General features: G+C 45.8%; 20 protein-coding genes and 4 pseudogenes. 1 reads left to right on the plus strand and 23 read right to left on the minus strand.

Annotation, left to right across the window (positions count from 1 at the left end; genetic code table 11):
- Positions 1 to 199 precede the first annotated feature (199 nt).
- The 20 genes and pseudogenes from I6L37_RS19695 to I6L37_RS19785 form a co-directional block, all read right to left on the minus strand.
- Positions 200 to 607 (minus strand): H-NS family nucleoid-associated regulatory protein, encoded by a 408-nt coding sequence (locus I6L37_RS19695; protein WP_061475545.1) that lies wholly within the window; start codon positions 605 to 607, stop codon positions 200 to 202.
- 606 nt (positions 608 to 1,213) lie between these two features.
- Entirely contained in the window at positions 1,214 to 2,932 is a 1,719-nt protein-coding gene (locus I6L37_RS19700; protein ID WP_216994217.1) for a PglL family O-oligosaccharyltransferase, read from the minus strand.
- Between the two features lie 140 nt (positions 2,933 to 3,072).
- Positions 3,073 to 4,143 (minus strand): LPS O-antigen chain length determinant protein WzzB, encoded by a 1,071-nt coding sequence (locus tag I6L37_RS19705; protein WP_216992749.1) that lies wholly within the window; start codon positions 4,141 to 4,143, stop codon positions 3,073 to 3,075.
- On the minus strand, positions 4,136 to 4,717 hold the full coding sequence (rfbC, locus tag I6L37_RS19710) for a dTDP-4-dehydrorhamnose 3,5-epimerase (RefSeq protein ID WP_254203515.1): 582 nt from the start codon (positions 4,715 to 4,717) through the stop codon (positions 4,136 to 4,138). The genes I6L37_RS19705 and rfbC overlap by 8 nt, the downstream gene beginning before the upstream one ends.
- An 8-nt stretch (positions 4,718 to 4,725) precedes the next feature.
- Positions 4,726 to 5,649, minus strand: a complete 924-nt coding sequence (rfbA, locus tag I6L37_RS19715) for a glucose-1-phosphate thymidylyltransferase RfbA (RefSeq protein ID WP_216992750.1) — start codon at positions 5,647 to 5,649, stop codon at positions 4,726 to 4,728.
- Complete coding sequence (gene rfbD, locus I6L37_RS19720) at positions 5,649 to 6,551, minus strand: dTDP-4-dehydrorhamnose reductase (RefSeq protein WP_216992751.1); 903 nt, start codon at positions 6,549 to 6,551, stop codon at positions 5,649 to 5,651. The genes rfbA and rfbD overlap by 1 nt, the downstream gene beginning before the upstream one ends.
- Positions 6,520 to 7,581 carry a UDP-N-acetylglucosamine--undecaprenyl-phosphate N-acetylglucosaminephosphotransferase gene (gene wecA, locus I6L37_RS19725; protein ID WP_216992752.1) on the minus strand — a complete coding sequence of 354 codons (1,062 nt, stop codon included), beginning with the start codon at positions 7,579 to 7,581 and terminating at the stop codon, positions 6,520 to 6,522. Before wecA ends, rfbD begins: the two co-directional genes overlap by 32 nt.
- Before the next feature lie 55 nt (positions 7,582 to 7,636).
- Entirely contained in the window at positions 7,637 to 9,061 is a 1,425-nt protein-coding gene (locus I6L37_RS19730) for a phosphomannomutase (protein WP_216992753.1), read from the minus strand.
- Entirely contained in the window at positions 9,054 to 9,809 is a 756-nt protein-coding gene (locus I6L37_RS19735; protein WP_254203516.1) for a glycosyltransferase family 2 protein, read from the minus strand. The genes I6L37_RS19730 and I6L37_RS19735 overlap by 8 nt, the downstream gene beginning before the upstream one ends.
- Entirely contained in the window at positions 9,809 to 11,215 is a 1,407-nt protein-coding gene (locus I6L37_RS19740; protein ID WP_216992755.1) for a mannose-1-phosphate guanylyltransferase/mannose-6-phosphate isomerase, read from the minus strand. Before I6L37_RS19740 ends, I6L37_RS19735 begins: the two co-directional genes overlap by 1 nt.
- A gap of 4 nt (positions 11,216 to 11,219) precedes the next feature.
- Positions 11,220 to 11,717 carry a GDP-mannose mannosyl hydrolase gene (locus I6L37_RS19745; RefSeq protein ID WP_216992756.1) on the minus strand — a complete coding sequence of 166 codons (498 nt, stop codon included), beginning with the start codon at positions 11,715 to 11,717 and terminating at the stop codon, positions 11,220 to 11,222.
- Complete coding sequence (locus I6L37_RS19750; protein ID WP_216992757.1) at positions 11,701 to 12,666, minus strand: GDP-L-fucose synthase; 966 nt, start codon at positions 12,664 to 12,666, stop codon at positions 11,701 to 11,703. Before I6L37_RS19750 ends, I6L37_RS19745 begins: the two co-directional genes overlap by 17 nt.
- 4 nt (positions 12,667 to 12,670) lie before the next feature.
- Complete coding sequence (gene gmd, locus I6L37_RS19755; RefSeq protein WP_216992758.1) at positions 12,671 to 13,777, minus strand: GDP-mannose 4,6-dehydratase; 1,107 nt, start codon at positions 13,775 to 13,777, stop codon at positions 12,671 to 12,673.
- Positions 13,722 to 14,837, minus strand: coding sequence for a glycosyltransferase (locus I6L37_RS19760; protein WP_216992759.1), 1,116 nt, complete (start codon positions 14,835 to 14,837; stop codon positions 13,722 to 13,724). The genes gmd and I6L37_RS19760 overlap by 56 nt, the downstream gene beginning before the upstream one ends.
- Complete coding sequence (locus I6L37_RS19765; protein WP_216992760.1) at positions 14,809 to 15,978, minus strand: polysaccharide pyruvyl transferase family protein; 1,170 nt, start codon at positions 15,976 to 15,978, stop codon at positions 14,809 to 14,811. Before I6L37_RS19765 ends, I6L37_RS19760 begins: the two co-directional genes overlap by 29 nt.
- Complete coding sequence (locus I6L37_RS19770) at positions 15,975 to 16,883, minus strand: glycosyltransferase family 2 protein (RefSeq protein WP_216992761.1); 909 nt, start codon at positions 16,881 to 16,883, stop codon at positions 15,975 to 15,977. The genes I6L37_RS19765 and I6L37_RS19770 overlap by 4 nt, the downstream gene beginning before the upstream one ends.
- Positions 16,880 to 18,376, minus strand: a complete 1,497-nt coding sequence (locus I6L37_RS19775; protein ID WP_216992762.1) for a hypothetical protein — start codon at positions 18,374 to 18,376, stop codon at positions 16,880 to 16,882. The genes I6L37_RS19770 and I6L37_RS19775 overlap by 4 nt, the downstream gene beginning before the upstream one ends.
- Before the next feature lie 77 nt (positions 18,377 to 18,453).
- Positions 18,454 to 18,657: pseudogene (locus I6L37_RS22115) on the minus strand (ISAs1 family transposase); the annotation flags it as partial.
- Positions 18,658 to 18,678: 21 nt separating this feature from the next.
- Positions 18,679 to 19,806: an ISAs1 family transposase gene (locus I6L37_RS19780; RefSeq protein WP_216992763.1), complete on the minus strand. Its 1,128-nt coding sequence runs from the start codon at positions 19,804 to 19,806 to the stop codon at positions 18,679 to 18,681.
- Positions 19,807 to 20,231: 425 nt separating this feature from the next.
- Entirely contained in the window at positions 20,232 to 20,510 is a 279-nt protein-coding gene (locus tag I6L37_RS19785) for an ISAs1 family transposase (protein ID WP_216992764.1), read from the minus strand.
- A 134-nt stretch (positions 20,511 to 20,644) separates the two neighbouring features.
- Here I6L37_RS19785 and I6L37_RS19790 point away from each other — a divergent pair.
- Positions 20,645 to 21,681: pseudogene (locus tag I6L37_RS19790) on the plus strand (IS630 family transposase).
- 13 nt (positions 21,682 to 21,694) lie between these two features.
- Here I6L37_RS19790 and I6L37_RS19795 read toward each other — a convergent pair.
- The 3 genes and pseudogenes from I6L37_RS19795 to I6L37_RS19805 all read right to left on the minus strand — a co-directional run.
- Positions 21,695 to 21,865: pseudogene (locus I6L37_RS19795) on the minus strand (transposase family protein); the annotation flags it as partial.
- Between the two features lie 416 nt (positions 21,866 to 22,281).
- A pseudogene (locus I6L37_RS19800) lies at positions 22,282 to 22,467 on the minus strand (IS4 family transposase); the annotation flags it as partial.
- Between the two features lie 126 nt (positions 22,468 to 22,593).
- Complete coding sequence (locus tag I6L37_RS19805) at positions 22,594 to 23,946, minus strand: flippase (RefSeq protein ID WP_302056864.1); 1,353 nt, start codon at positions 23,944 to 23,946, stop codon at positions 22,594 to 22,596.
- Positions 23,947 to 23,961 lie beyond the last annotated feature (15 nt).

The raw sequence follows: 23,961 nt of genomic DNA on the forward strand, positions 1-23,961 counted from the left end.
ATGGTTCGCCGATACCGGAACGCATCATGAAATTAATCACGACACAGATATTTATCTTGGGGAGGAAAAGCCGAAAGAAAAGGAATGCAGAGGAGTCAAGAGAGAATCAAATAACGAATAGAGACATCGGTTAACATTAATAACGCACAAAAATAATGCCGCTCAAAGGCGGCATTATCAGATTGCTTGGCGCAACGAATTAGATCAGAAACTCGCTCAGATCTTTGCCCAGTGCAACTTCAGCTGCAATGGCTTTAGGCATACGGCCCTGGCCAGTCCAGGTTTTTTCCTGGCCATCTTCTACATACTTGTATTTGGCCGGACGCGGAGCACGCTTGCTCTTGGTGGTACCAGTAGCAGCCGGAGCAGCCGCAGTAGCCAGCAATTCACGGGGATCAATACCTGCTTGCTGCAGCATTTCGGTGAATTCATTCAGTTTGCGCTGGCGCTCTTCCTGCTCGGCACGCTCCTGCTCAACAGAGTCGGCGCGCTCTTGATAAACCAGATCAAACTTCTCTTTAGCTTCCAGCAGCTGCTCAAATGGCAGCTCACGAATAGCGGCACGCAGACTGCGAATGTTCAGCAGAACTTTCAGAAACTCGTTCATTATTTCCTCACAAAAAATCGATCACAGGGATAACAGTTTCAGAATAGCATGGACAATTCATAACGACATACAGTTTTTCTGTATTAGAGTCCATTTTTACCATAGTCTATCGACAGCAACCACGATTGATAACAAAACCATAGAAAAAAAAGCTCGGCGTCAATCAGAAATGAGCATCGGATTCATCGCAAAGCACACTATTACATACCCCATTAATACTCCATTCAGCATAGCCACAGGGGCGCTGAAGCAATGTAACAACAGATGCCAGGCAATCATTCGCCCTAGATAACACAGCTCCTTTTTAACATCACCAGCATATTAAACACCTGTGTTTTGCTTATCTCTGATTTGCATGCCGCTATTGCGAGGCGGAGCCTTAATATATAGCAACCAAATGAAACCCTGGCAATAACCGATTAAAATCAATCTGTTGAATACTCACCCACTCCTTTTGAGGTAACCTTTGCGATTAATGGCAGGCATCAAGCATCATTACCCGACACAGCCATCCCAACCAGAAGAATATGGCAGCCGCCCCTCAAGCACGGCAACAAAAAAAGCCTGCTCTTGACAGAAGCAGGCTTTGGTAGCTCAACAATTACTTTATTTAGCCCTGGCGTCACTTTCTGCAGGCTGATCAACGCCGGTGATCACCGACTTGGCCGCTGATTTTGTGAGCAGAGGATCATCAGGATAGAGTTGCAGTGCTTCCCGACGCATGGTGTTTGCTTGATCCGTACGCCCGAGGGCATTAAGGGCAACCACCATGTTGGCGTAAATATTGGCCCGTGGCGTATGTCGTACAAAAGCCAGCCCCCACTCCAGATAGGCCTCCAGTTCAGCCTTGTTATTGGTTTGCAGACCCACCATCAACCGCACCGAATTGACGTCAAATTCGACCCGAGTCAACCACGCCATGGGATTGACGATATCCAGCAGCAGAGTCGGTTCCTTATAGCCCCCTCTTTCATACTTGGTCACCACCCAGGCTGTATGCAGAGCTGTTAGCATAAAGGGAACAATCAATAAAGGGATGGTAATCGCCACAAAACGCAGCAAGAACCAGGGCCGATAAGCCCACTCCCACCAAGTTGTTTGGCTTCTGGTTGCTATATTCACCTCTTCCACTTCAACATCAATTAAATAGACAAGCGTCAATAGCAACCACCACAATACGATGGCATGGTAAAAGGGGTATTCAGTCTGGGAATGAAGCAAAATAGGAGTCACCAGAGCCAGCATGGCCATGGCATTTTTCCCCGGTGCACACGAAAGACGCCATAACAACGCTCCCCCCATTATCAGCATACCGAGCATAGGAGCGAGTCCTCCCTCCACAGCCCAATACAAGAATTCATTGTGGGGATGATCCAGGTTGTACTCAATTTGTACCATGGCCGGATTCACTGCTTTATCGGCCATATAATGATGGAGAAAAACGGACTCGAAGCTACCGTAGCCCCATCCTGTCCAAAGTTGTTCACTCACCAGCTTCAATGCGTAGGGCCAGTAAATAGAGCGCATTCCGCCAGACTGGTAGATCTCCAACCCACGCTTTACGCCTGCCATCAAATACTGGGATAAAAGGCCTAAAATAATGCCCAGGAACACAAGGCCCAATATGAGTCTAATTTTTCGTTGTTGCCTAAGTTGTGGCAGCAACATAAGCAGCGCCAAAAATCCACCCAACTGGCCTACTCGAGATTGCAACACCACCAACAGCAATACAGTTGAGAATATGACACCATAACGCAAACCCATCAGTACTCGTGAGTCATCACTTCGTAACTCCAACCAGATCGCCAGAGCCATCCCCGTTGCCATAAAACTGGCCATCACATTAGGTTGCTGGAAAATACCGTAGGGACGATTTACCTTGGTGTCATACCCAATCCAGTTTCCGGGTGTCAGCAGATAAAACTGAACAAGCCCTAGCAGCGCCTCTATCGCTATGGCAATCAATATGAGATAGAGCAAGCTATCACGCTGCGGGCGCGTCAATCTCCACTGGTAAAGGCCAAATAGAAACAGAAGGCCAGCATATAACCCCAGTAAACGGGGAATGGCATAATCTTTCAGCTCAAATCCCGGGTAAACCATGGGCAACAGCAGCAGCAAGGCCCCAAACCATAGTGCAGCCTGCAATGGAGAAAAAGTGATATGTTGACGCAGAGTCACCTGCCACAACCCCATACCAATCATCAGGCTGGCAAAAACCCATCCCCATGCATTAAAGGGCAGATAGAGCCCGGCACCACCGGGATTGTGCATAAAAAAATGCATGCCCCCTAACCAGTAAAGCGCAGTTAATCCCATCATCATTCGTGTTAATGTCACTGCCCTGCTCCTTGCTATGACACTACCCAGCCTGCCGCCCCTGTGACCTTGTTAACCGGTCACTGAGGTGAAAGGCCCAGATCAAAAAAGGGGGCAAGCGGCCCCCTTTACATATTCACACATCATTATACGTCTTCAGGCCGCCGAAACGCATGGCGAACCAAAACGATCCCCACCCCAAGCATACCACCAAGCAGGGTCGCAAGAACCACCACCAAAGGGCGCTTGGGCTTGTCACGAGTCATCGGCTCATGAGGTTCGTCCATATAACTGAACGGGCGAAACGCAAGTTTATCCAGAGACACCTGCTGCAAACGCGCCATCTGCACCTTCATATCAGCCAATTTAGGTTGATAGACGGCCACATCGATCGACTTGAGCAACGCCAGCTTCTCTTGTAAACCCTTGGTCCCTAACGTGATTGGAAAAGCATCATTCTGGTTATAGTTAACCAGCGGAGCCGTTACCCCGGCCGCCCTTGCCAAGCTATCGGACAAGCTCGTTGTAGTGATTTCCCGTGCAATACTGCGCTGGGTATCTTCCAGCAACAGGTCATAGCGCTGCTGAAGTGACGACAGCTTCAACGCCCGTTCACTCTCAAAGTTTGCAATTAACTCGGCACGCTGAATCGCAATAAGGTCATCGATATAACCCTTTAACATCGCAAGCGAATCGCTGGCAGAAGAGGCCGACAGGGTCAGCTGAGTGCCCGGTTTTTCCCCTTTTTTATCGACCGGTGCAGCGGCAATCAGCTTGCTCCACTCGTTCACCCACATTCTTTGCCCTCGCGCATCCAGCTGCTGCTCTTGCACTGCCGCCTTAAATTGCGGCGTTTGCCGCAGATAAGCACGCTGGTTATCAAGCGTGTTAAAATTGAGCAAGAATTGATCATAAAGCGCTTTGCCATTAGGAAAACCATCCAGCCCCAGCTCCGAGGCCCGCGACGCTACCTGCCGCAGCGGCAGCGTATCTTCACTCTTTGGCTCAATGATAACCGCCTTGGCCGACCACACCTGCGGCGCCAGCAAGGCATAAGCGACGCCCGCCAGTGCAAAGACGAGGGTCACGAGCATGATCACGATTTTTTGTCGCCACAGCACCAAGACCAGTTCACGCAAATCGATCTCGTTTTGCGGCGCGGCTTGCCAGCCCTGCGGAACCGGCGTAGAGGGGGGAATGTTAGTGTTGTCAGTCATATTGCTTCTGCTTGTTGAGAGAGAAATCGAAAAACGCGGCCTGACGGTCTTTGTCTGACAGTAATGGCGGAATATTGTCTACCAAAGGCCAGTCAATCGCCAGAGCGGGATCGGCCCAATGAATAGTGCGCTCGTATTCGGGGCAATAGTAATCGGAGCATTGATAAAACAGGGTGGCCGACTCACTGGTTACATAAAAGCCGTGGGCAAAACCGGGCGGGACCCACAAGGCAGCGGGTTGCTCCGCACTGAGCCACTGCCCCAGCCAACAGCCATAGCCCTGGCTGTGCGGGCGCAGATCGACCACCACATCGAACAACGTGCCCGCCAGCACATGAATGAGTTTACCCTGCGGTCTCACCTGCTGGTAATGCAACCCCCTTAATACCCCTTGCTGCGAATGGCTCACGTTTTGTTGCACAAACGCTACCTCGCTGCAATAACGGGCAAAGTCAGCCTTCCTAAACGCTTCAAAAAACATGCCTCGGTCATCGAGATGAGGCGCATGGTGGATCAGCACCACATCGGGTATTGCCAAAGGTTCATATCGCATCGCATTGCGGCTCTTAATCACGGTTAGGCTCAACGGTTGAGATGGGTGGTGCCAAAGTGAGGGGTAAGTAAACGGAGTAGATAATGTCCATAACTATTTTTCGCTAATAATATGGCCAACTCACGCAGCTGTTCATCATTAATCCATCCCTGACGCCAGGCGATCTCTTCGGGACAGGCCACTTTTAACCCCTGCCGTTTTTCCAGCGTCTGAATAAACTGCCCAGCCTCTTGCAGGCTATCCGGAGTGCCCGTGTCTAACCATGCACAACCTCGGCCTAAAAAGGTCACTTGCAGTTGCCCCTGTACCAAATAACGACGATTGATGTCGGTGATCTCCAACTCGCCCCGAGCCGAAGGGGTTAACTGCTTGGCAAACTCGACGGCATGCGCATCAAAAAAATAGAGGCCGGTCACCGCATAATGGCTGGCGGGATGAGCAGGCTTCTCGGTGATCGCCAAGGCCTTGCCCTGTTCATCGAGCGTTAATACCCCATAACGAGCCGGATCGTCGACCCGATAGGCAAACACCCTGGCCCCTTGATCATCCATCATCGCCTGACGTAACTGCGCAGGCAACTCGGCGCCATAAAACAAGTTGTCACCCAAGATCAAGCTGACGGGCGCCCCTGCTAAAAAGGGCTCGGCAATCAGCAGTGCCTGCGCCACCCCCGCCGATACCTGCTGCTCGGCATAAGAGAACATTAACCCCCATTGACTGCCATCCCCCAACAACTGGCGAAAGCGAGGCAGATCGGCGGGCGTACTGATAATCAAAATCTCGCGGATCCCGGCCAACATCAGCACCGACAAGGGGTAATAGATCATCGGCTTATCATAGACAGGCAACAATTGTTTGCTTACGGCCAGCGTAGCTGGATAAAGACGTGTCGCCGTTCCGCCAGCCAAAATAACACCTTTACGAGAAGGGAGATCACACAATAGATGCGTCATTATTGCTCCTCCAATAATGACTGCAACGTTGATGTGACACCCTCTCGCCAATCCGGCAAGCGTACACCAAACGTCTGCTGAAAAAGCTGTGTATCGAGTCTGGAATTCAAGGGACGTAGCACATGGCTTGGATAGTCGTGGCTGACAACCGGAATAACCCTGGGGACCCGTTCAATCAGCCCCATAGCTCTCGCCTTTTTCAAGAGAAAACAGGCGTAATCGAACCAACTGACAGCGCCAGCCGCCGTCACATGGTAGAGCCCTTCGAGCTCAGGTGCTGCCAAGGTGCTCTCTATCGCTTGCAATGTCACCTCGGCTAACACCGACGCAGAGGTAGGCGCACCGATCTGATCACACACCACTTGCAGCTCGTCACGAGAGTGTGCGAGCTGCAACATGGTCTTGAGGAAATTAGTGCGCCATGGACTATGCAACCAGCTGGTGCGGATGATCAGATAACGGCAGCCACTGGCGATGATCGCCTGCTCCCCCGCCCATTTACTCTGTCCATAAACATTTAATGGCGCAGGTTTATCTGATTCCCTCCAGGGATGATTGCCAGTGCCGTCAAAAACATAATCCGTCGAAAAATGCACCAGCAAGGCATTATGCTGCTTGGCCAATTCTGCCAACCGAGCGACCCCCTCGCCATTGACCCGCATCGCCTGCGCGGGTGCGAGCTCGGCACCCGCCACATCCGTGTATGCGGCGGCGTTGAGGATGACGGCAGGGGTTCGATGTGATGCCTGAACGATACTCGTTTCAGCCAAAACTGCACGTATTGGTGTCACTTTGTATCGCTGATGGCGCGAGGTGAAGATTTTTTCAAACCCTTGACCAAGCTGACCACTCGCCCCATAAAAAAATAGGTTAAGTGGCCTCATAGGATGAAATAACTCCACGTTTGCGCAACCAGGCCAATATACGCCAGATGGCGTTCACCCCAGTGAAATACAGCGAGAAAACCACCATAAACAATAACAAACTAATTATTTCAGGAGCATTCAGTGCCTCAAGCATTATCCCGCTTGCGGCAAGCAATATCGCCAAAAGACAGATAAAGAAAAGGGTTTGACGAGAGGACAACCCAGCCCGCAGACAGATATGGTGAAGGTGTTCCCGATCAGGTTTAAAAGGTGAGAGCCCCTTACGAACGCGACGAACCATGATGGTAACCATATCCATCAAGGGTATAGCAATAAGCCACAACGCAGTAACAGGATACATCTGGGCTTTTGGCCCCTGTGTGCCTTGCAACAAAACCCATATCACGGTAAAACCGATTAACATACTGCCCGCGTCGCCCATAAAGACTTTGCGACGAACACCAAAGGGGAAACCAAGGTTGAGAATGATATAGGGGAGCACAACAATCATCATCAATAAGCAAAATCGTGCCAACCACATCTGCTCATCAATATAGTTGATATACGCAAGCCCACCAAAGGTGGCTATGGTGAGCCCACCCAACAGCCCATCAATCCCATCAACCATATTAAAGGCGTTAATAGCTCCCAAAACTGCAAAAACAGTCACAATGTAACCCAACGGTCCCAGTACTAACTCATGACCAAAAGCTAATCCCCCTAAGCTTTTAAGAGATAACCCTGCGCCGAAGATCATCGCACAAGAAATCAGGATTTGAATGACAAGACGAATTCTATAATCCACATCATATTTGTCATCGATAACCCCCATAAGTACTAACACTGATGCACATAGCACGTAGATGTCAGAACCAACTAGCAGTTCAGGTTTCGCCCAGAGCGCCAACATCAAAGTAATATATATTGAGATGCCCCCCACCAATGGGATCAGACCTTGATGCTGCTTGCGCTCATTGGGGCGATCCACCAAATTTATTTTCTTTGCCACCTTGCGAAGTATAAACAACATGATTAACGCGGTAAGAAAAAATACCAAGTACTCCATATAACACCATATTATCAGTTATAATCGACCAAGGAAAAATCTAAACATCAAATGTTTATACTGCTAAGAAAGAAATGCGTTCCAGTGAAACATCCACTAATTTTTTTGCCTCATCATATGTATTGGCCTCTGCATAACACCTTAGTTCTGGCGCATTACCTGATGGACGAAGATGAACGATACAGCCATCAGTTAAAAATAAACGAAGGCCATCTGTGCAATCAGAATGAGCAGCACATTTGTCGTATAAACCCAGATTATTCAGCAGCAAACCGAGGTCCTCTTTTCCTTCAGAGATTAGTGCATGACTAAATTCTATAGGGAAATTTTTTATGCGATCAGAATGAGTAAAACGCTGTGGAAGAGCAGATACTAATGAAGAAATAGCATCATGACCTGCTGAAGCAAGCAGCATTAAGAATGGCAACACCGCATCACGGGTTGGCAAGGCAGCCAGTGACTGGCCATTTACCTCGATATCACTGCCTAACAAGAATCCACCATTGGCCTCAAAGCCTGCTACGCGGGAATACTGCTTGGCTAACTGAGCAAACTCGGCGATCACATACGGAGAACCAATTTTGGTTAATTGTACCTTGTTAAAGCGCCCACAACTGGCAATCACGGTATTACAGCTAACCGGAATCGCCAAGGCATCGATGTTTAAAGCACTGGCACACAACAGACCCAAAATATCGCCGCGCAACCATTGGCCATTTTCATCGGCCACCAAAGGTCGATCACCATCACCATCTGTAGAGAAGATTGCATCCAGTTGGTATTGGGCAGACCACAACCTTGCCTTGGCTTTATCTTCTTCACCTACCGCTTCAGTATCGATCGGCACAAACTGATCGCTACGCTCGATACGTACAACCTCTGCCCCTAAAGATTTAAATAATGGGGCATAGAGTTCACGACCGGCGCTGGAGTGCTCATAAATACCGATGCGCTTACCCACCAACATATCGGCAGCAAACAAAGAGGCGTAACGAGCACAATAACTTTCGGCCGCCCACGGACTGGCAATCAACTCAGGCAACACGGACAAGGTGTCAAACTCAACCTCAGCCGCCAAAATTGCCAATTCATCAGCCTTGGTGATCTCGCCATTGGGTCGATAGAATTTCAATCCGTTACGATCAAATGGAATATGGCTCCCGGTCACCATGATACATGGTATATTGTCTTGCATCGCCTGATAGGCTAATGCGGGGGTTGGGATCACCCCGTAATAGATCGGCTCAACCCCCGCTTGCAGCAAGGCTGCAGCGCACGCCTGAGCCATAGCATAACTGCTCGGGCGGTTATCGATTGCCAACGCCAGCTGCTTAGGAGCGAATTCCTGGCGTAACACGGTAACAAAAGCATGAGTAAAAGCCGCGCACACTTCGGGCGTGAAATCGACTACTAAGCCACGGGCACCACTGGTGCCAAAGGCAATACCACTTTGTGAAATAATAGATTGAGTATTAATCATTATTTTTAACCAAAAATTGCGGGATTTTAGACAGGTTTTTCCATGCAAGCGTCACCGGCCAAAATAGTCCATTGTTGCGCATTGCTTGAATATCTTCACGCATCTTGCGCAATATATTGCTTAGCGAACGATTGCTGATGCCACCTACACGCATCTTTATTAACACCTGAGGCAAGTAACCAGCTCGGACATCTTCACGCCAAAGATAGCGTAAAATTGAATCATAATCAGCAGCGATTTTATAACTTAAATCAAAATCATTAAATTTTTGATAGCAACGGCGACGCATATAAAACGTAGGGTGAGCCGGCATCCAACCATATTTTAGTTTTTGCTTTTTATAATTACCGCTTTGCCAAAGACGTACCACTTTACTGATATCATTTTGCTGAACATATTCAAGATCAGCATAGACAGCATCATACTCACCGACGTTGAATACATGAACCAAATCTGCAATCGCTTCTGGATAAGCTAGTAGATCATCCGAATGCAAAAAACCCACTATATCGCCGGTTGCAGCTGCAATACCTTTATTGAGCGCATCGTAAATTCCACGATCGGGCTCAGAGATGATTTTGCTTACTCTGGTGCAGTTATTGTTAATCACCTCAAGGGTATTATCTTTGGAGGCGCCATCGACAATGATGTATTCAATATCTGGATATGTCTGGCTCTCTAATGACGTGAGAGTATCATGAATGGTGGCCGCACTGTTATACGTTGCAGTAATAATACTGACCTTCATCAATAGCCCACTCCGGTAGATGGAATACGCACAATATCATCTTCCCCAAGATAAATGCCGCTACGAACTTCAATCATCTCAAGCGGGATTTTACCTGGGTTTTCAATGGCGTGCGCCACTCCAAGTGGAATATAGGTAGATTGGTTTTCGGATAACAAAAAGCTTTCTTCACCTCGCGTCACCCGTGCCGTACCAGAAACAATAATCCAGTGTTCAGCGCGGTGGTGGTGAATTTGCATCGCTGTTTTTTGGCCGGGTTTCACCATCAACTGTTTAACGTGATAACGTAACCCATCGGCAATTGCATCGTGGCTACCCCAAGGGCGAAACACTTCGCGGTGTTGCAATTGTTCGGGACGATTAGCTGCTTTTAACTGATTGACGATGCCTTTGATCTCTTGCACTCGGTCTTTATGCGCCACTAACACCGCATCTTTGGTTTCAATGACCACCACATCATCAATGCCGACCGTAGCGGTTAAGCGGTGTTGGGCATAGATAAAGCTGTTGTGAGTCTGCTCGGTCAATACATCACCGTGCAGCACATTGCCTTGCGCATCTTTGTCACTTACTTCCCACAGGGCAGACCAAGAACCGACATCACTCCAGTTGGCATCCAGCGGCATCACCACTGCATTGGCGGTTTTTTCCATCACCGCATAGTCGATGGAATCATCCGGGCAAGCGGCAAAAGAATCCTGATCAAGACGGATAAAATCCAGATCATCTTGCGCTAGGGCCAGCGCTTGCTCACAGGCCGCCAACATGGCGGGGTTATGCTGTTTAAGCTCTTGCAGATATACAGAGGCTTTAAACAAGAACATACCACTGTTCCACAGATAACGACCATCGATCAGATATTGCTGAGCGGTGGTCAAGTCTGGTTTTTCGACAAATGCTGCGACCATACTGGCGCCGTGGCCCACGTCACGCCCCTGCTGGATATAGCCATAACCTGTTTCTGGCGCGGTGGGTACTATGCCAAAGGTGACCAACTTGCCCTGTTCGGCCAAGGGAATAGCAGCTTGCACCGCTTGGCAGAATGCCGCAGGTTTGGCGATCACATGGTCTGCGGCCAGCACCAGCAATAAGGGATCGTCACCTTGTGCGCAAGCATGCAGGGCGGCAATAGCCACTGCCGGTGCCGTGTTACGGCCAAATGGCTCAAGGGCGATGCCACTGTGCTGCAAATTACCCTTGCGAAGCTGCTCAGCCACGATGAAGCGGTGCTCTTGATTGCAGATGATGAAAGCCGGCTGATGCGCCAACGGGCTTAAGCGCAGCAACGTCTCTTGCAGCATAGTAGCCGAGCTGGTGAGCGATAAAAACTGCTTGGGGAACAGGGTGCGTGATAAAGGCCAAAGCCGAGTGCCCGAGCCCCCGGCCATTACTACTGGCAATAACATGGCATTACGTCCTTTCTAAAAAATAATCTTTGGTGTGTTGATGCACACAGCTCTCTTGCAACAACTCATCCACGTCAAACCAGCGATATTGGTCGTGTTGGCTCACCGGCAGCGTATTATGTTGCCCCTGCCACGCCAGTTCATACCCCAGTACCACGTAATGAGTTGAAAAACTCTCACCCGAGAAATTATCTGCATAAAAGTGTTCATAGGGGCCTAGGAAAGAGGCGTGCTCGCGGCTCGTAGCAAAGCCCAACTCCTCTTGGGTTAAACGCAAAAAAGCTGCATTCAATCGCTCGTCTTTGCGCACCCGACCACCGGGTACAAACCAGATACCTTGCGCCGGACGATTTAACCGTCGGCCAAGCAATATCTGTCCTTGCTGATTTCGCACAATCAGATCAATCGAGATAAGTGGCGTTGCCGCCACTACCTGTTGAAATTGTGCGTTATCTAACCAATGACTCGGATGACTCACGACTTCTTTATTTACGAAAGTCATCTTGGTGCTCCAGGAACCACTGATACGTCAAGGTCAAGCCTGCTGCTAACGAGTGGGTGTAACGCCAACCCAAATTATTCAACCGGCTAACATCCATCAACTTACGCGGCGTGCCATCGGGTTTGGTGGTATCAAACACCACCGCGCCGGCAAAGCCGACCACCTTGGCCAGGGTCTCTGCCAATTCACGAATGGTGCAATCCACCCCGGTGCCCACGTTGATATGTGACAGCATCGGCTCGGTATTGGCCTGATAAATGTCATCGGCCAGCTCCATCACATGAATGCTGGCGGCGGCCATATCATCTACATGCAAAAACTCCCGCATTGGAGTGCCGCTGCCCCACACCACTACTTGGCTATCACCACGTAATTTGGCTTCGTGGAAACGATGCATCAAGGCCGGGATGACATGGGAATTTTCCGGGTGGAAGTTGTCGTTTTCGCCATACAGATTGGTGGGCATCACGCTGCGATAATCACGACCATATTGGCGGTTATAGGATTCACACAACTTGATACCAGCGATCTTGGCAATCGCATAGGGCTCGTTGGTGGCTTCCAGCGTGCCTGTCAGCAGGGCCGCTTCGGTCATCGGTTGCTCCGCCAACTTGGGGTAAATGCACGATGAACCTAAAAACAGTAGTTTTTGTACCCCCCCCAAGTGCGCGGCGTGGACGATATTGCACTCCATCATCAAGTTCTCGTATATAAACTCGGCGGGATAACTATTGTTGGCGTGAATACCACCCACCTTGGCAGCAGCCAAATAGACCTGATCGATGCGCTCGTGTTGGAAAAACGCCGTCACTGCCTGCTGAGAGGTTAAATCCAGCTCACTGCGACTGCGAATCACGAGTTCCACATCCGCACGCTGGCTTAACTGACGGCAGATGGCCGAGCCGACCATCCCTCTGTGTCCTGCGACAAAAACACGTTTCTTGCTCATAGGATCAGTTCTCAACCGACAGGGATACATCGAAACCATTGGCCTTGAGTAGCGCATGCTGTTTGGCCTTGTCGAGGTCCGCAGCTACCATCTCGGCACACATCTCCTCGACGGTTATCTCCGGCACCCAACCCAGCTTGGCCTTGGCCTTGGCCGGATCGCCCAACAAGGTTTCAACTTCAGCCGGACGGAAGTAGCGGGGATCGACGCGAACAATCACATCACCCACCGTCACACCCGGCGCATTGTCACCGTTTACTGCCGTTACGGTTGCAATCTCATTCACGCCCTCACCGCTGAAGACCAACTCGATACCGGCCTCAAGGGCTGACATACGCACAAATTCACGCACCGAAATTTGTTTGCCAGTCGCGATGACGAAATCCTCGGCCTGCTCTTGTTGCAACATCATCCACTGCATACGTACGTAATCTTTGGCGTGGCCCCAATCACGCAGAGCATCCATATTGCCCAGATGCAGGCAACTTTCGAGGCCTTGGGCAATATTGGCAATCGCACGGGTGATCTTGCGGGTCACAAAGGTCTCGCCACGACGTGGCGATTCGTGGTTAAACAGAATACCGTTACAGGCATACATACCATAGGATTCACGGTAGTTAACGGTGATCCAGTAGGCATACATCTTGGCCACCGCATAGGGAGAACGTGGGTAGAACGGGGTAGTCTCGCGCTGCGGGATCTCTTGCACCAAACCATAAAGCTCAGAGGTAGAGGCTTGATAGAAACGGGTCTTTTGCGCCAGACCATTCACTCGAATCGCCTCAAGAATACGCAGGGTGCCGAGGGCATCGACATCGGCTGTACATTCAGGAGATTCAAAAGAGACTGCCACATGGGACATAGCTCCGAGGTTATACACCTCATCAGGCGCTATCTCTTTGATCAATCGATTAAGGTTGGAGCTGTCGGACAAGTCACCATAGTGCAGAGTGATATTGTCACTTAATTGGCGCAGGCGATCGATGCGGCTGGTATTATAAGAAGACGCGCGGCGGATTAAACCGTGAACCTGATAACCCTTTTCAACCAACAGCTCAGCTAGATAAGAACCGTCTTGGCCTGTGATGCCGGTGATGAGTGCTTTTTTCATATTTACCCTCAAGAATTTCATCAATTTTACTAATATACACTAGACTTGAAAAATGCTTTCTAGCATAGAGATAATTGTAATTCATTACATCGTTTAAAATGACATCCCCTTCAATAGCTGATTTTATATGTAGCAACAACTGACTTTCATCGATTTTATTAAAAGAATCCTTCTGGACATTCAAAATGCTTCCATTTTTGCTACCAACAAATTCTGGAAGATAATTGTGATCTGTGGTAATAAGATAGCAACCAGATGCCATACCCTCTATCAAAGAAAGCGGCTGAGCTTCGGTTGGGTAATAGGTAGGCAAAGCCAATATATGAGCTCGATTTAGTAGTTCAACTTTTTTTTCACCAGACACAACACCATGATACTTAACATGGTGACCGAGATCAGTATTTAAGATCAAACGTCTTGAGTTTGCATCAAAAGCCGCCCCCGCCAAGTGTAATAAACACCGACTGTCATACATGGAATTGATAACATTGACCGTATTTATTAACTCTTGATAACCTTTTGATGGTATTAAATTGGAAAGAAAAAGGATTTCTAAAGGCTCATTAACTTTAAATTCCCTAATAGCACCAATATCACTATCATCATAATAATTTGCCACCACTTCCAACTTCATATGTTTGTATCTTAAATATTGTTCTTTCATTCCTTTAGTTAGCACAATAGATATATCAATTCTAAAATAAACAAAATCAACTATTTTTTTAAAAAAAAAATTAGATGTATTATAAAACTCTTTAAAATCAGCTCCATGGAGATGATTCACTATCAAACAGTTTTTACGATTGTAGTTAACAGCAACTAAAACCAAATCTCTGATAAAACCAAGCTTGCTTCTTGAGGAAGTAAAATAAATTGCCTCATATTTAGAAAATAATCTATGATAAACAATCAAATAGATGTATTTGAAAAAGTATAGTTTACTATAACCGTTACAGTAAATATTTAAAACCTCATGCTTAGTGTTTTCTATAAAATGGTTATAGCATTTTGATTGCCCCGTAACAGGCGTTTTATTTGGACCAACAGTTAAAACTATCATTCTCGAATGCCTTATGATTTTTTAGCGCAGAGCTCAATCTTTTAAGAACTTCGGCATAATATTCAGGCTCATCAAGTAATTTGTTGAGCTTCATAACAAGTTCATTACTATCTAAATCTACGATATCTAAACATATGTCTTTACAATTATACAATTCTAGCATCCCTGATGTTTTTGGTAAATAACTTATAGGCACAACTGGTGTCTTAACATTCAGTGAAAATATTGCACTATGAAAGCGGGATGCAACCACTACTTTAACAGATGCGATCAAGTTCATTATTTTCTCTGGTGTATAACCATCGCCTTCAATCGTAACTGGAATATTTTTTTTAGCCAACTCGCGAACAAATCTATCAATGGCAGGTTTATCACTAGCAACCTGTTGTATTACACCAATATCAAATCCATATTGATAGTGCAAATGTAAGGCGGCATTTACCAATGAATTAATGTAATTGTTCAGCTGATGAACTGGATCATCACTCGTCGGGAAGTTCCAATTAATAATTGTAAATAAAGCTCTATTTGTTTTAATGACTTGAGTGGTAGATTCTACTTTTAACTCAAAAGCAAGATCATTACTCAATACATAATTTATATTTAACTCCTCACAGAGTTTGGCACTTACTAATTCACGAACATATATCCTATCTATTTCGTTGAGTACTCGCTTTAGAAAAAATTTATTAATCCTTGATCGTGCTGGTCCAATTGACATTGGTGCTAGAACTACTTTTTTTGACAGTTTTTTTGCCAAAAAAATTTGGACTAAGTGTGCATAAAATGAAAATGTAGAGTCCTCTAAAAAACCACCAGGACAAGCTATAGTAATATCACTATCACGCAAATTCATCAAAGCACGATACTGACTTTTAGGCAAAACCATCTTTGTTAACGCGGGACTAAACAGATAGATAAAAGAAAAAAATAAATATATAAATCTCAAATACCATGTATTTGCTTTCCCCAGCTGTTCACAAAACTCTATATTTGGGAAATGATAGGAGGAAAGCTCAGGTTCTCTTGCAATAGCCGTGATCTGGGCAGCATCAGATTCGATCATATTTACAAGCTTCTTAAATAATTCAAAATCACCTAGATTAAGTGGTCCAAATACATTGGAAACAACTATTTTCATTTTATTTCATCCAAAAGGCTATTAAATTCTTGTTCAGGCAACCTATATTTCAAACTTTTAATTACTTTTGTTTTTATTGTTTTTTCACAAAAGAAAATATATGGACAGGTAAAAATAACACGAGCCCAATCTCTAAAAAAAGCAACCAAAAAAAATAGATAACCTGCCACTCCAAATTTGTTTAAATAATAATTTTTTCGATAAATAAAATACCACTTGGAGCGAATATCGAAAAATGACCATCGAATAAATTCTATTTTTTTGTCCCTTATTGCAAATTGCTCATAAGCCGATAAATGACGAAGTACATCATAATGAATGTCGACTGATACGTTACTATTTACAAATAGTTTAAATCTATTATCTTTTACAATTTTCTCTAAATAAGGGGCATCAGCAAAGTGAGGGAACTTATTATTGTCAATATTACCAAAGTGGTTATAAACCTCACGAGGAATAGAGGTAAAATTTCCATTTAAAAATTTCACTGGAACTAAGTTTGAATATTCTTCTACTCCATAGATATTTTTATTAACGTTTCTACCAATAAGCCTCGCACCAACTATAGCATGTTTCTCATAAGTAGTATTAATAAAACTTATAACATTATCAGCAGTAAAAAAAGTATCGTCATTTAGCCAAATCACACGTTCTGCCGCCAAATGTTCGAAGGAATAAGCCATACCCAAGTTGATAGCCCCCCCCCAGAATAGATTTCCATCACCTTCTATAAGGTGAATGTATTTCGATTTAAAACTTCTTACCATATCAAAAATAAACTTTGGGCTACCATCTAAAATAACAACCAATCTTAGATTATCATTTAATATATCAATCAATGTATTGATACATCTTTCAAGCTCAACTGGTCTTATATAAGATGGTATTATGATTGAATAGTTCATCCAAAAAACTTCCTTTTGATATATTTCAACATCGTATCTGACTTTACATTTACATGATCATTAAAAATGATTGCCAATAACAATGTGGCTTTAAATATAAACAAACGATCTAATAAGAAAAAACCATGTGAGAATCCTATTAATGAGAGAAAAATCAAAGCCGATAAAAAAGTTGATTTATTTTTTGTTGTATTTAATCGATGAAAAACAAACACTAACAACAGTATTGATATTAATACATATAAAAAACCCACTTGCAAAAATGCCCCTAGGAGCCAATTATCATAAATAACGTTACTTAAAAAGTTTTTTGCATCTAAAGATAGATACTCATTATAGTAAAGCTTGGGTATTAAACCAAAACCAAAAATAAAATCACCAAAACTCATTTTATCCAAGACACCGATAGCAGGTCTAATAAATCCATCCCAAGCATAAGGAATTAAACTAACTGAACGGTTTCCATCATCAACTGATAAAAACAATGACGCGAGAAGCAGAACACCGCTCCCAGTTATCACAGAAATTAATTTTAAATAAACACTACTTGATGTTACTGCATTTGTTAGTGTAATTATAATAAATGTTAAAACAAATGAAAATGAAACCGCAAAAATACCGCACAGCAAGAAAATAGTGGCATATAGCAATGCAACTATCCTCTTAATTTTCAAAAATTTATTTTCAAAAATTGATAAATATAAGCCTATTGCATACAGACAAGATGAAGCACCTTGCGTCGACAATACAAATAATGAGTTCATTCTAGTAATTGATACACCCATTACAACTCTTACTGAGCCAAACTCATCACCTTTTAAACCACGTCTTGGTACATATCTATCAAAAACATCAGTTATATTGAACATATAATGCAATAAAGAAAAAATTGAAACTATCAATATGCCATAATATAAAAATTTGATTACATCTTCTGAGTCTATTATTTTCTCTCGAATAAGTATGTAGAAATAGAAGAAAGCAGTCAATGGTATAAAAAAATCTTTCAAATATAAAAGCAAGAATATGTAGTCATTATTATATTTTGATAAAAGCACACTAAACGTCATTGTTGCCAACAATCCTATAATCATATACACATTGTTTGACAGCATAACTTCAACACGTCTTTTTATTATAAGGTAAAGCATCAACTGCATGTAAAGAATTATCGTGAACACCACATCAATAGCGCTAGAAATCGGTGACAATCCATTTAACTGAAGAATGCCATGAAACCCTGAACATAGTATCGATAGATAAGCAATAAATTTAAATTTATTTATACTTAACAATACAATCAAAAACAAGAATATTATTCCTAAATAGCTATTTAGTGAAGATAATATTGCGACAATCAAAGATGTAAATATAAGCTTGTAAAAAAGGTATACATTAGCATCTACTGGTTTTTTATTCAAAAAATTAATAAACATGTTAAATTTAGCCTGACATATAATATTTGAAAATTTATTCTTCAGCCAATCGAGCATTACTGCTATTAACCATGTATTAAATGCAGGGCAAGACCATTAAAAAACCTTATCCCGCAAGGACTCTGCCCAGGTACTCAATACTCAGTACTCAGCGCCGCCTTTAATTGCTTGCGCTTTATTCCCGCCTTCAGACTCTTCTCGTTCGTCAAAAGATTCATCGCTATATGCCTCACTCCTGCCAAGTTTTCTGCCGCATCGCCTCGGCGGATCCTGCACTCATCCTCTCGCAGACCGATATCCAACTTCCAGTGCAATTGCGCTTCTATCTGCCAGTGCGCCCAGGGTAAGAGCATGAATGCTCAGTTTTTGTTCGTCGCTCTAATTCCAGCCAAAAGCACCTGTTCCAGATAGTCGCTATTCATAGCTGCTATCTTCTGTTTGCGGCGGATGCTGGCTCGTTTCCCTTCTTCCGCCCGGAGCATGTTCAGGGCCATATGCCGCACTGTGGCCAGTATCTCAGCAGCATCACCCCTGTAGATCGGACAAGCGTCCTCTTTCATGGTGACATCCAAAACCCAATGCAGCTGATTTTCGATGCCCCAATGACTGCACACCGCATTGGCGAATTGCTCTTCGGTTAGGGCCGCCGAGCTGATGTAGTAACGGTACTCCAGCGATTCATGCCCCTTGCTGTCACACCGATAACCGATGGCTACCCCCAAGGTGGACAAGCCTTTCCAGGCCGGGAATTGCTCGACTATCGCACCCGCTGGCATGACATGGTACTCACGGATCTCTATTCGCCCTCGTGAGCGTTCTATCGTGCCCTGGAGGCTCCCTTCCCGTGCCTGTGGTGACATGGCCTCACGTACTGCGCTATACAGGGTTTCTTGGTTGCCTTTGACTGCCAGTAGATAGTTGCCCCCGTTGTCGACTATTTTGCCGGCGATCTCGGTTTGGCTGCCCATAGCATCAATGGAAACCAAACAGCCCCGGATATCCAACAACGCCAATAACTCCGGAATGGCCGTGATTTCATTGGACTTAGCGTCCGTCTTGATCTGTCCCAGCACTACACCATTGGCGCTGGCAAACGCGCTGACCATGTGAATGGTGGACTGCCGATCCTCCCGGTTATACGAACTACGTAGAACCTTGCCATCAATGGCAACCAGCTCGCCGCTAGCGTGCGCGTGGACGACTTTCATCCATTTGAGGAAACATGTCTGAAATTCGTCTGGCGCCAGCCGGGATATCACTCTGGCAATGGTGTCGTGAACAGGAAGCCCATTGGGAAACAAGCCTTTATCCTGGAACCAGCGGCAATGAGCCTGCCCAAAGTCTTCAATGTCTTCCCAGCCTTCACTACCACCTATGATGGCACACACCGTCAGGAACACGATGTCGAACAAGGGGTAAGCAATTTTTGCCGACTGGCGCGGGTCGTGGAGATCGGAGAAAACTTCAGAAAAGGCATCGAGTTGCATCAACGTGCTCCCAAAAGGGAGCATCAGATCACAATCCGATCCCCAGGTCAAAATATGCTGCATTTGTTTAAAAAACGTTCATGATCTTGCCCTGCCAGTGCGCCTGGATGGCATTAGCAAACTACTTGGCCGTTAACTTGGCTGAGCTGATGTAATAGTGCACGCTCGGGTCGCTATGCTTGCCTAAATGAAATCACTACGCCCAGTGTTTGCAACTCAGGCTACTCAAAACTAAGATCGAAAAAATCACCGAATACTTCGCTGACCACGTGCAAACGCGTCTCTATCTGGCCACGGCCTTTGTCCTCACTGTTGTAGTAATCACCTTCATAGTTCTTCAGGCTGTACAGTGGAAAGTGCTTGTCAAATGCCGCCTCCAACTGTCCCTGATTACCTTTTACGGCCAAGAGATAGTTTGCTTCGCGTTATAATATCGCTTTTGCGATATCCTTCTGACACCCCATGGCATCTATGGTGGCAATGTAGCCCTTAATTTCCAATAGCTTAAGCAACTCTGGGATGGCTGTGATCTCGTTAGATTTTGCCTCGATCTTCACTTGGCCCAACACCACCTGATTGGCCGTGGCAAAAGCACTCACCATGTGTATCGCACCTTGCTTCTTTCCTTTGTCGAACGAGCGCCGTACCGTCTTACCTTCTATTGCCACGACATCACCTGGGGTGGCTTCATGGCAACTGCTCATCCAAGCTTGAGTGCTTTGCTAAATAACCGTTCCGAAATGTAGATCATTTGTTCGGGGAAGAAGGGAACTCGGCGTCGTTTGTGCGATCTGATCAATCGCAAAACCAACCAAACGACAAACGATCCGAGCCCGAAATGATGCTAACACTCCCCGACCGAGCTGAGCGACGCCGGATCATCAATTTGATACACCGGACCAAAGATAAAGAGCACTGCCGGCGACTCAACGTCATCTTGCTACTGGCCGATGGCCATAGTGTTTCGGCAGTTTCCCGACTCACTGCCGCCGCCCGTTCGTCGATCAACCGCTGGGTTAACTGGTACACACTGTACGGGCTGGAAGGCCTTGAAAGTGAGCCTCGCGGCCGTAAGCCCGTGCTGCCATTCGTGCAGATCGCTGGCCTGTTGCGATTGTTGGTCCAGTTCTCACCACAGGAGCTGGGGTATCAGCGCTCCCGTTGGAGTACCGAACTGATGCGCTTGAACTAAAGCGGAATTGGCAGCTGTCATTGCATGCTTCGACAATACGGCACTGGCTGCCCCGACTCGGGATTGTTTGGCGCCGACCGGCGCCCACTTTGCGCATTCGCGATCCAAACAAAGAGGCCAAGATGACGGAGATCAACAAGGCCTTGGCACGTTGCAGTATCGACCACCCAGTGTTTTATGAAGATGAGGTGGATATCCACCTCAACCCCAAACTGGGTGCGGACTGGATGCTTCGCGGAAAGCAGAAGAAAGTGGTGACGCCGGGCCAAAATCGCAAGCATTACATCGCCGGTGCCCTGCATGCTGGAACCGGTAACGTAACCTATGTGGCGAGCGATAGCAAAGACACGGACTTGTTCTTGTCACTGCTCAAGACGCTGAAACGAACCTATCGGCGCGCCAAGAGCATCACGCTGATTTTGGACAACTACATCATCCACAAGAGCAAGAAAGCGCAGCGCTGGCTGGCAAGCAATCCGAAGTTCATCGTGCTATTCCAGCCGGTGTATTCACCATGGGTAAACCGGATTGAGCGCCTGTGGCATGCCCTCCATGAAACCATCACCCGGAACCACCAATGCCGAACATTGGATGAGCTGTTACATCGAGTGCGCTACTTTCTGGATAATGCCGCGCCATTCCCTGGCAACGGACATGGGCTTATGCAACTGGAGCGGAATTAGGATCAGTTATTTAGTATTGCTTGGGATTGACCCGACTCATCACCCGAGCAATGGTGCCATGCACTGGGATACCATTAGCAAAATCACCATATTGTCTGAGCCAATCAAGCCGTTCTTTGCCAAATTCTTCGATATCTTCCCATCCTTCAGCACCCGCAATCACGGTACAGACCAGGGCGAGATCATAAGTTATGAAAATGTTAACTTCACCACACTGGCTCACAGTTAAGCTCGGCTCTAACAGTTTTCGGTGTTTGTTTTTCGTACATCACACACAAGGTATACGATGAAAGATCTGCCGAAAGCGGGCTACTTTACGCATATGAGTATTGTTTTTTAACAAATAATCTACTCATGCTCTCGCCCTGCGGTACAGACCGTCAACAATAAGATGTCGAAGAGGTTATGCTCAACCTTCCAACTCTGACGTGGGTCTTGGATGATAGAAATGTGTTCAAACAGACTGGATGCGTTCATGTCTTTGCTTCATCGACAAAGCAATGCTTTAGATCACAACTGAAGGATGATTGAAAGTTTTTTCAAAATGTAGTCTCTAAGTATCTGCAAAATAATGAGTTTTCATGTTATTGCTATGACGTCTGCCCACTTGCTCAGCGCAAGATTCAGGCGATCTACCTGTTTGACAGCATGATTTAGCTCCAGCCCATTGGCGAGCGAGAGTCCATTACCGATGGCATGAATAGCCAACGAACCAAACTCGATAACGCCGAGTGTAGCGTTGGCCAGTGATAAGGCGTGCTTGGAATGCATGTCGTGATTGAACATGGTGGGCTGTCGCTCGGTTAATACCGACGATCATACACTGAAAGCCGCGCACGCCTCGCTCATATGAGGGGATGGCTAAGGAAAAAAGTATAGCTCTTGCCACCAATACGGTTCTGGAATAGCGCCTCATTTGGCATAAATATGTTTTATTAGAACTAGACTCTTTATTTGCAGTATAAAAATTTGGCGACAAAATATAATGTTAGCCAATGTCGTCGAACTGAATTGCGCCAGCACAGCACTGATTGCGGCACCGATAATTCCTAACCGAGGCATTAATATTACATTTGCAATTAAACAAACCACCGCTCCAACAATCGTTTTATATAAGCTGATTTTTGATTTGCCTTCATTTAAAATCCACAGATTTTGAGCAACCCCCATGTTAATAAATAAATTGGAAAACACCACGATAGCAAGCACTGATGAGCCACTGGCATACTCACTACCAAACAATAACTCGACCACGTAATTTGATAGTGTTGCGACAGGAATGCAAACTACCCAACCTAACAATGCAAAACCACGGAATATATTACTCAAATATACCAAATATGCCTGTTCACTCTGTTGTTTAACCCTTGCTAACATAGGTGCCAAGCTTACGGAAATTGTCATAGGAATAAATGTCCAGAGCATGGCCAATGGTAAAACAGCAGCATAAATACCCAATTCAGCTTCGCCTAACATTTCTTTAATCATGATTTGATCGATGCGCATATATACCACGATCGACAAGCCACTTAATATAAAAGGCCAAGATTCTTTCAATAAAATAACAACTCGAATTTTAAATATTTGCCACGGTTGCTGACAGGTAAATTTTCGATATGCATATACCAACGCCAAGGCTGCCAAAAAAAACTCTATAGACATCACCACTGCAAAGGCAAGTAGTGGTGCTTGATTAACAATTAGCAATATTCTTAATCCATTAGCAATAATATATGCTAACAGTTTAGCCATCACAGTCCGCCGACTTTGACTCTGACTCTGAAACCATAGATCAATCGTATCTGCCGCTTGAAATATTAAACTTGCCCCGGCAAGAGACGTAATATAAACACTGCGATCTTGCCAACCATTAAACCACCCCATGCTAGTGATAGCGATGCACCAACAACAGAGGCCTGCTGAAAGTCTCAGTATAAATGCGGTGCCAAGTATCTCACCCGCATTGGTTTTATCTTTGACAATATCACGAACGATTATGCCATCCATCCCCAGCACGGCCACCACTTGAAAGAATGCCAAATACGCCAACACATAAGCCAGTTCACCGTATTGTGCAGAGCCAAGATAACGTGCAACCCATGCACTAACTAACAAACTAAGCAGTAACCGAATTAATTTATCAAACATCAACCAACTACTGTTATTAATAGCAGTTAGCAGATTGTGATTTCCAGATAGTCGTTGCGATAACTTCGTCGGTAATATCTTGAGCCATCTTGGTTGTGAACTAGGTGTAACAGACAAAACAGTTCCCTATAT

This window comes from Aeromonas sp. FDAARGOS 1407 (genome assembly GCF_019048725.1).
In the GTDB taxonomy this organism is placed as follows: Bacteria; Pseudomonadota; Gammaproteobacteria; order Enterobacterales; family Aeromonadaceae; genus Aeromonas; species Aeromonas enteropelogenes.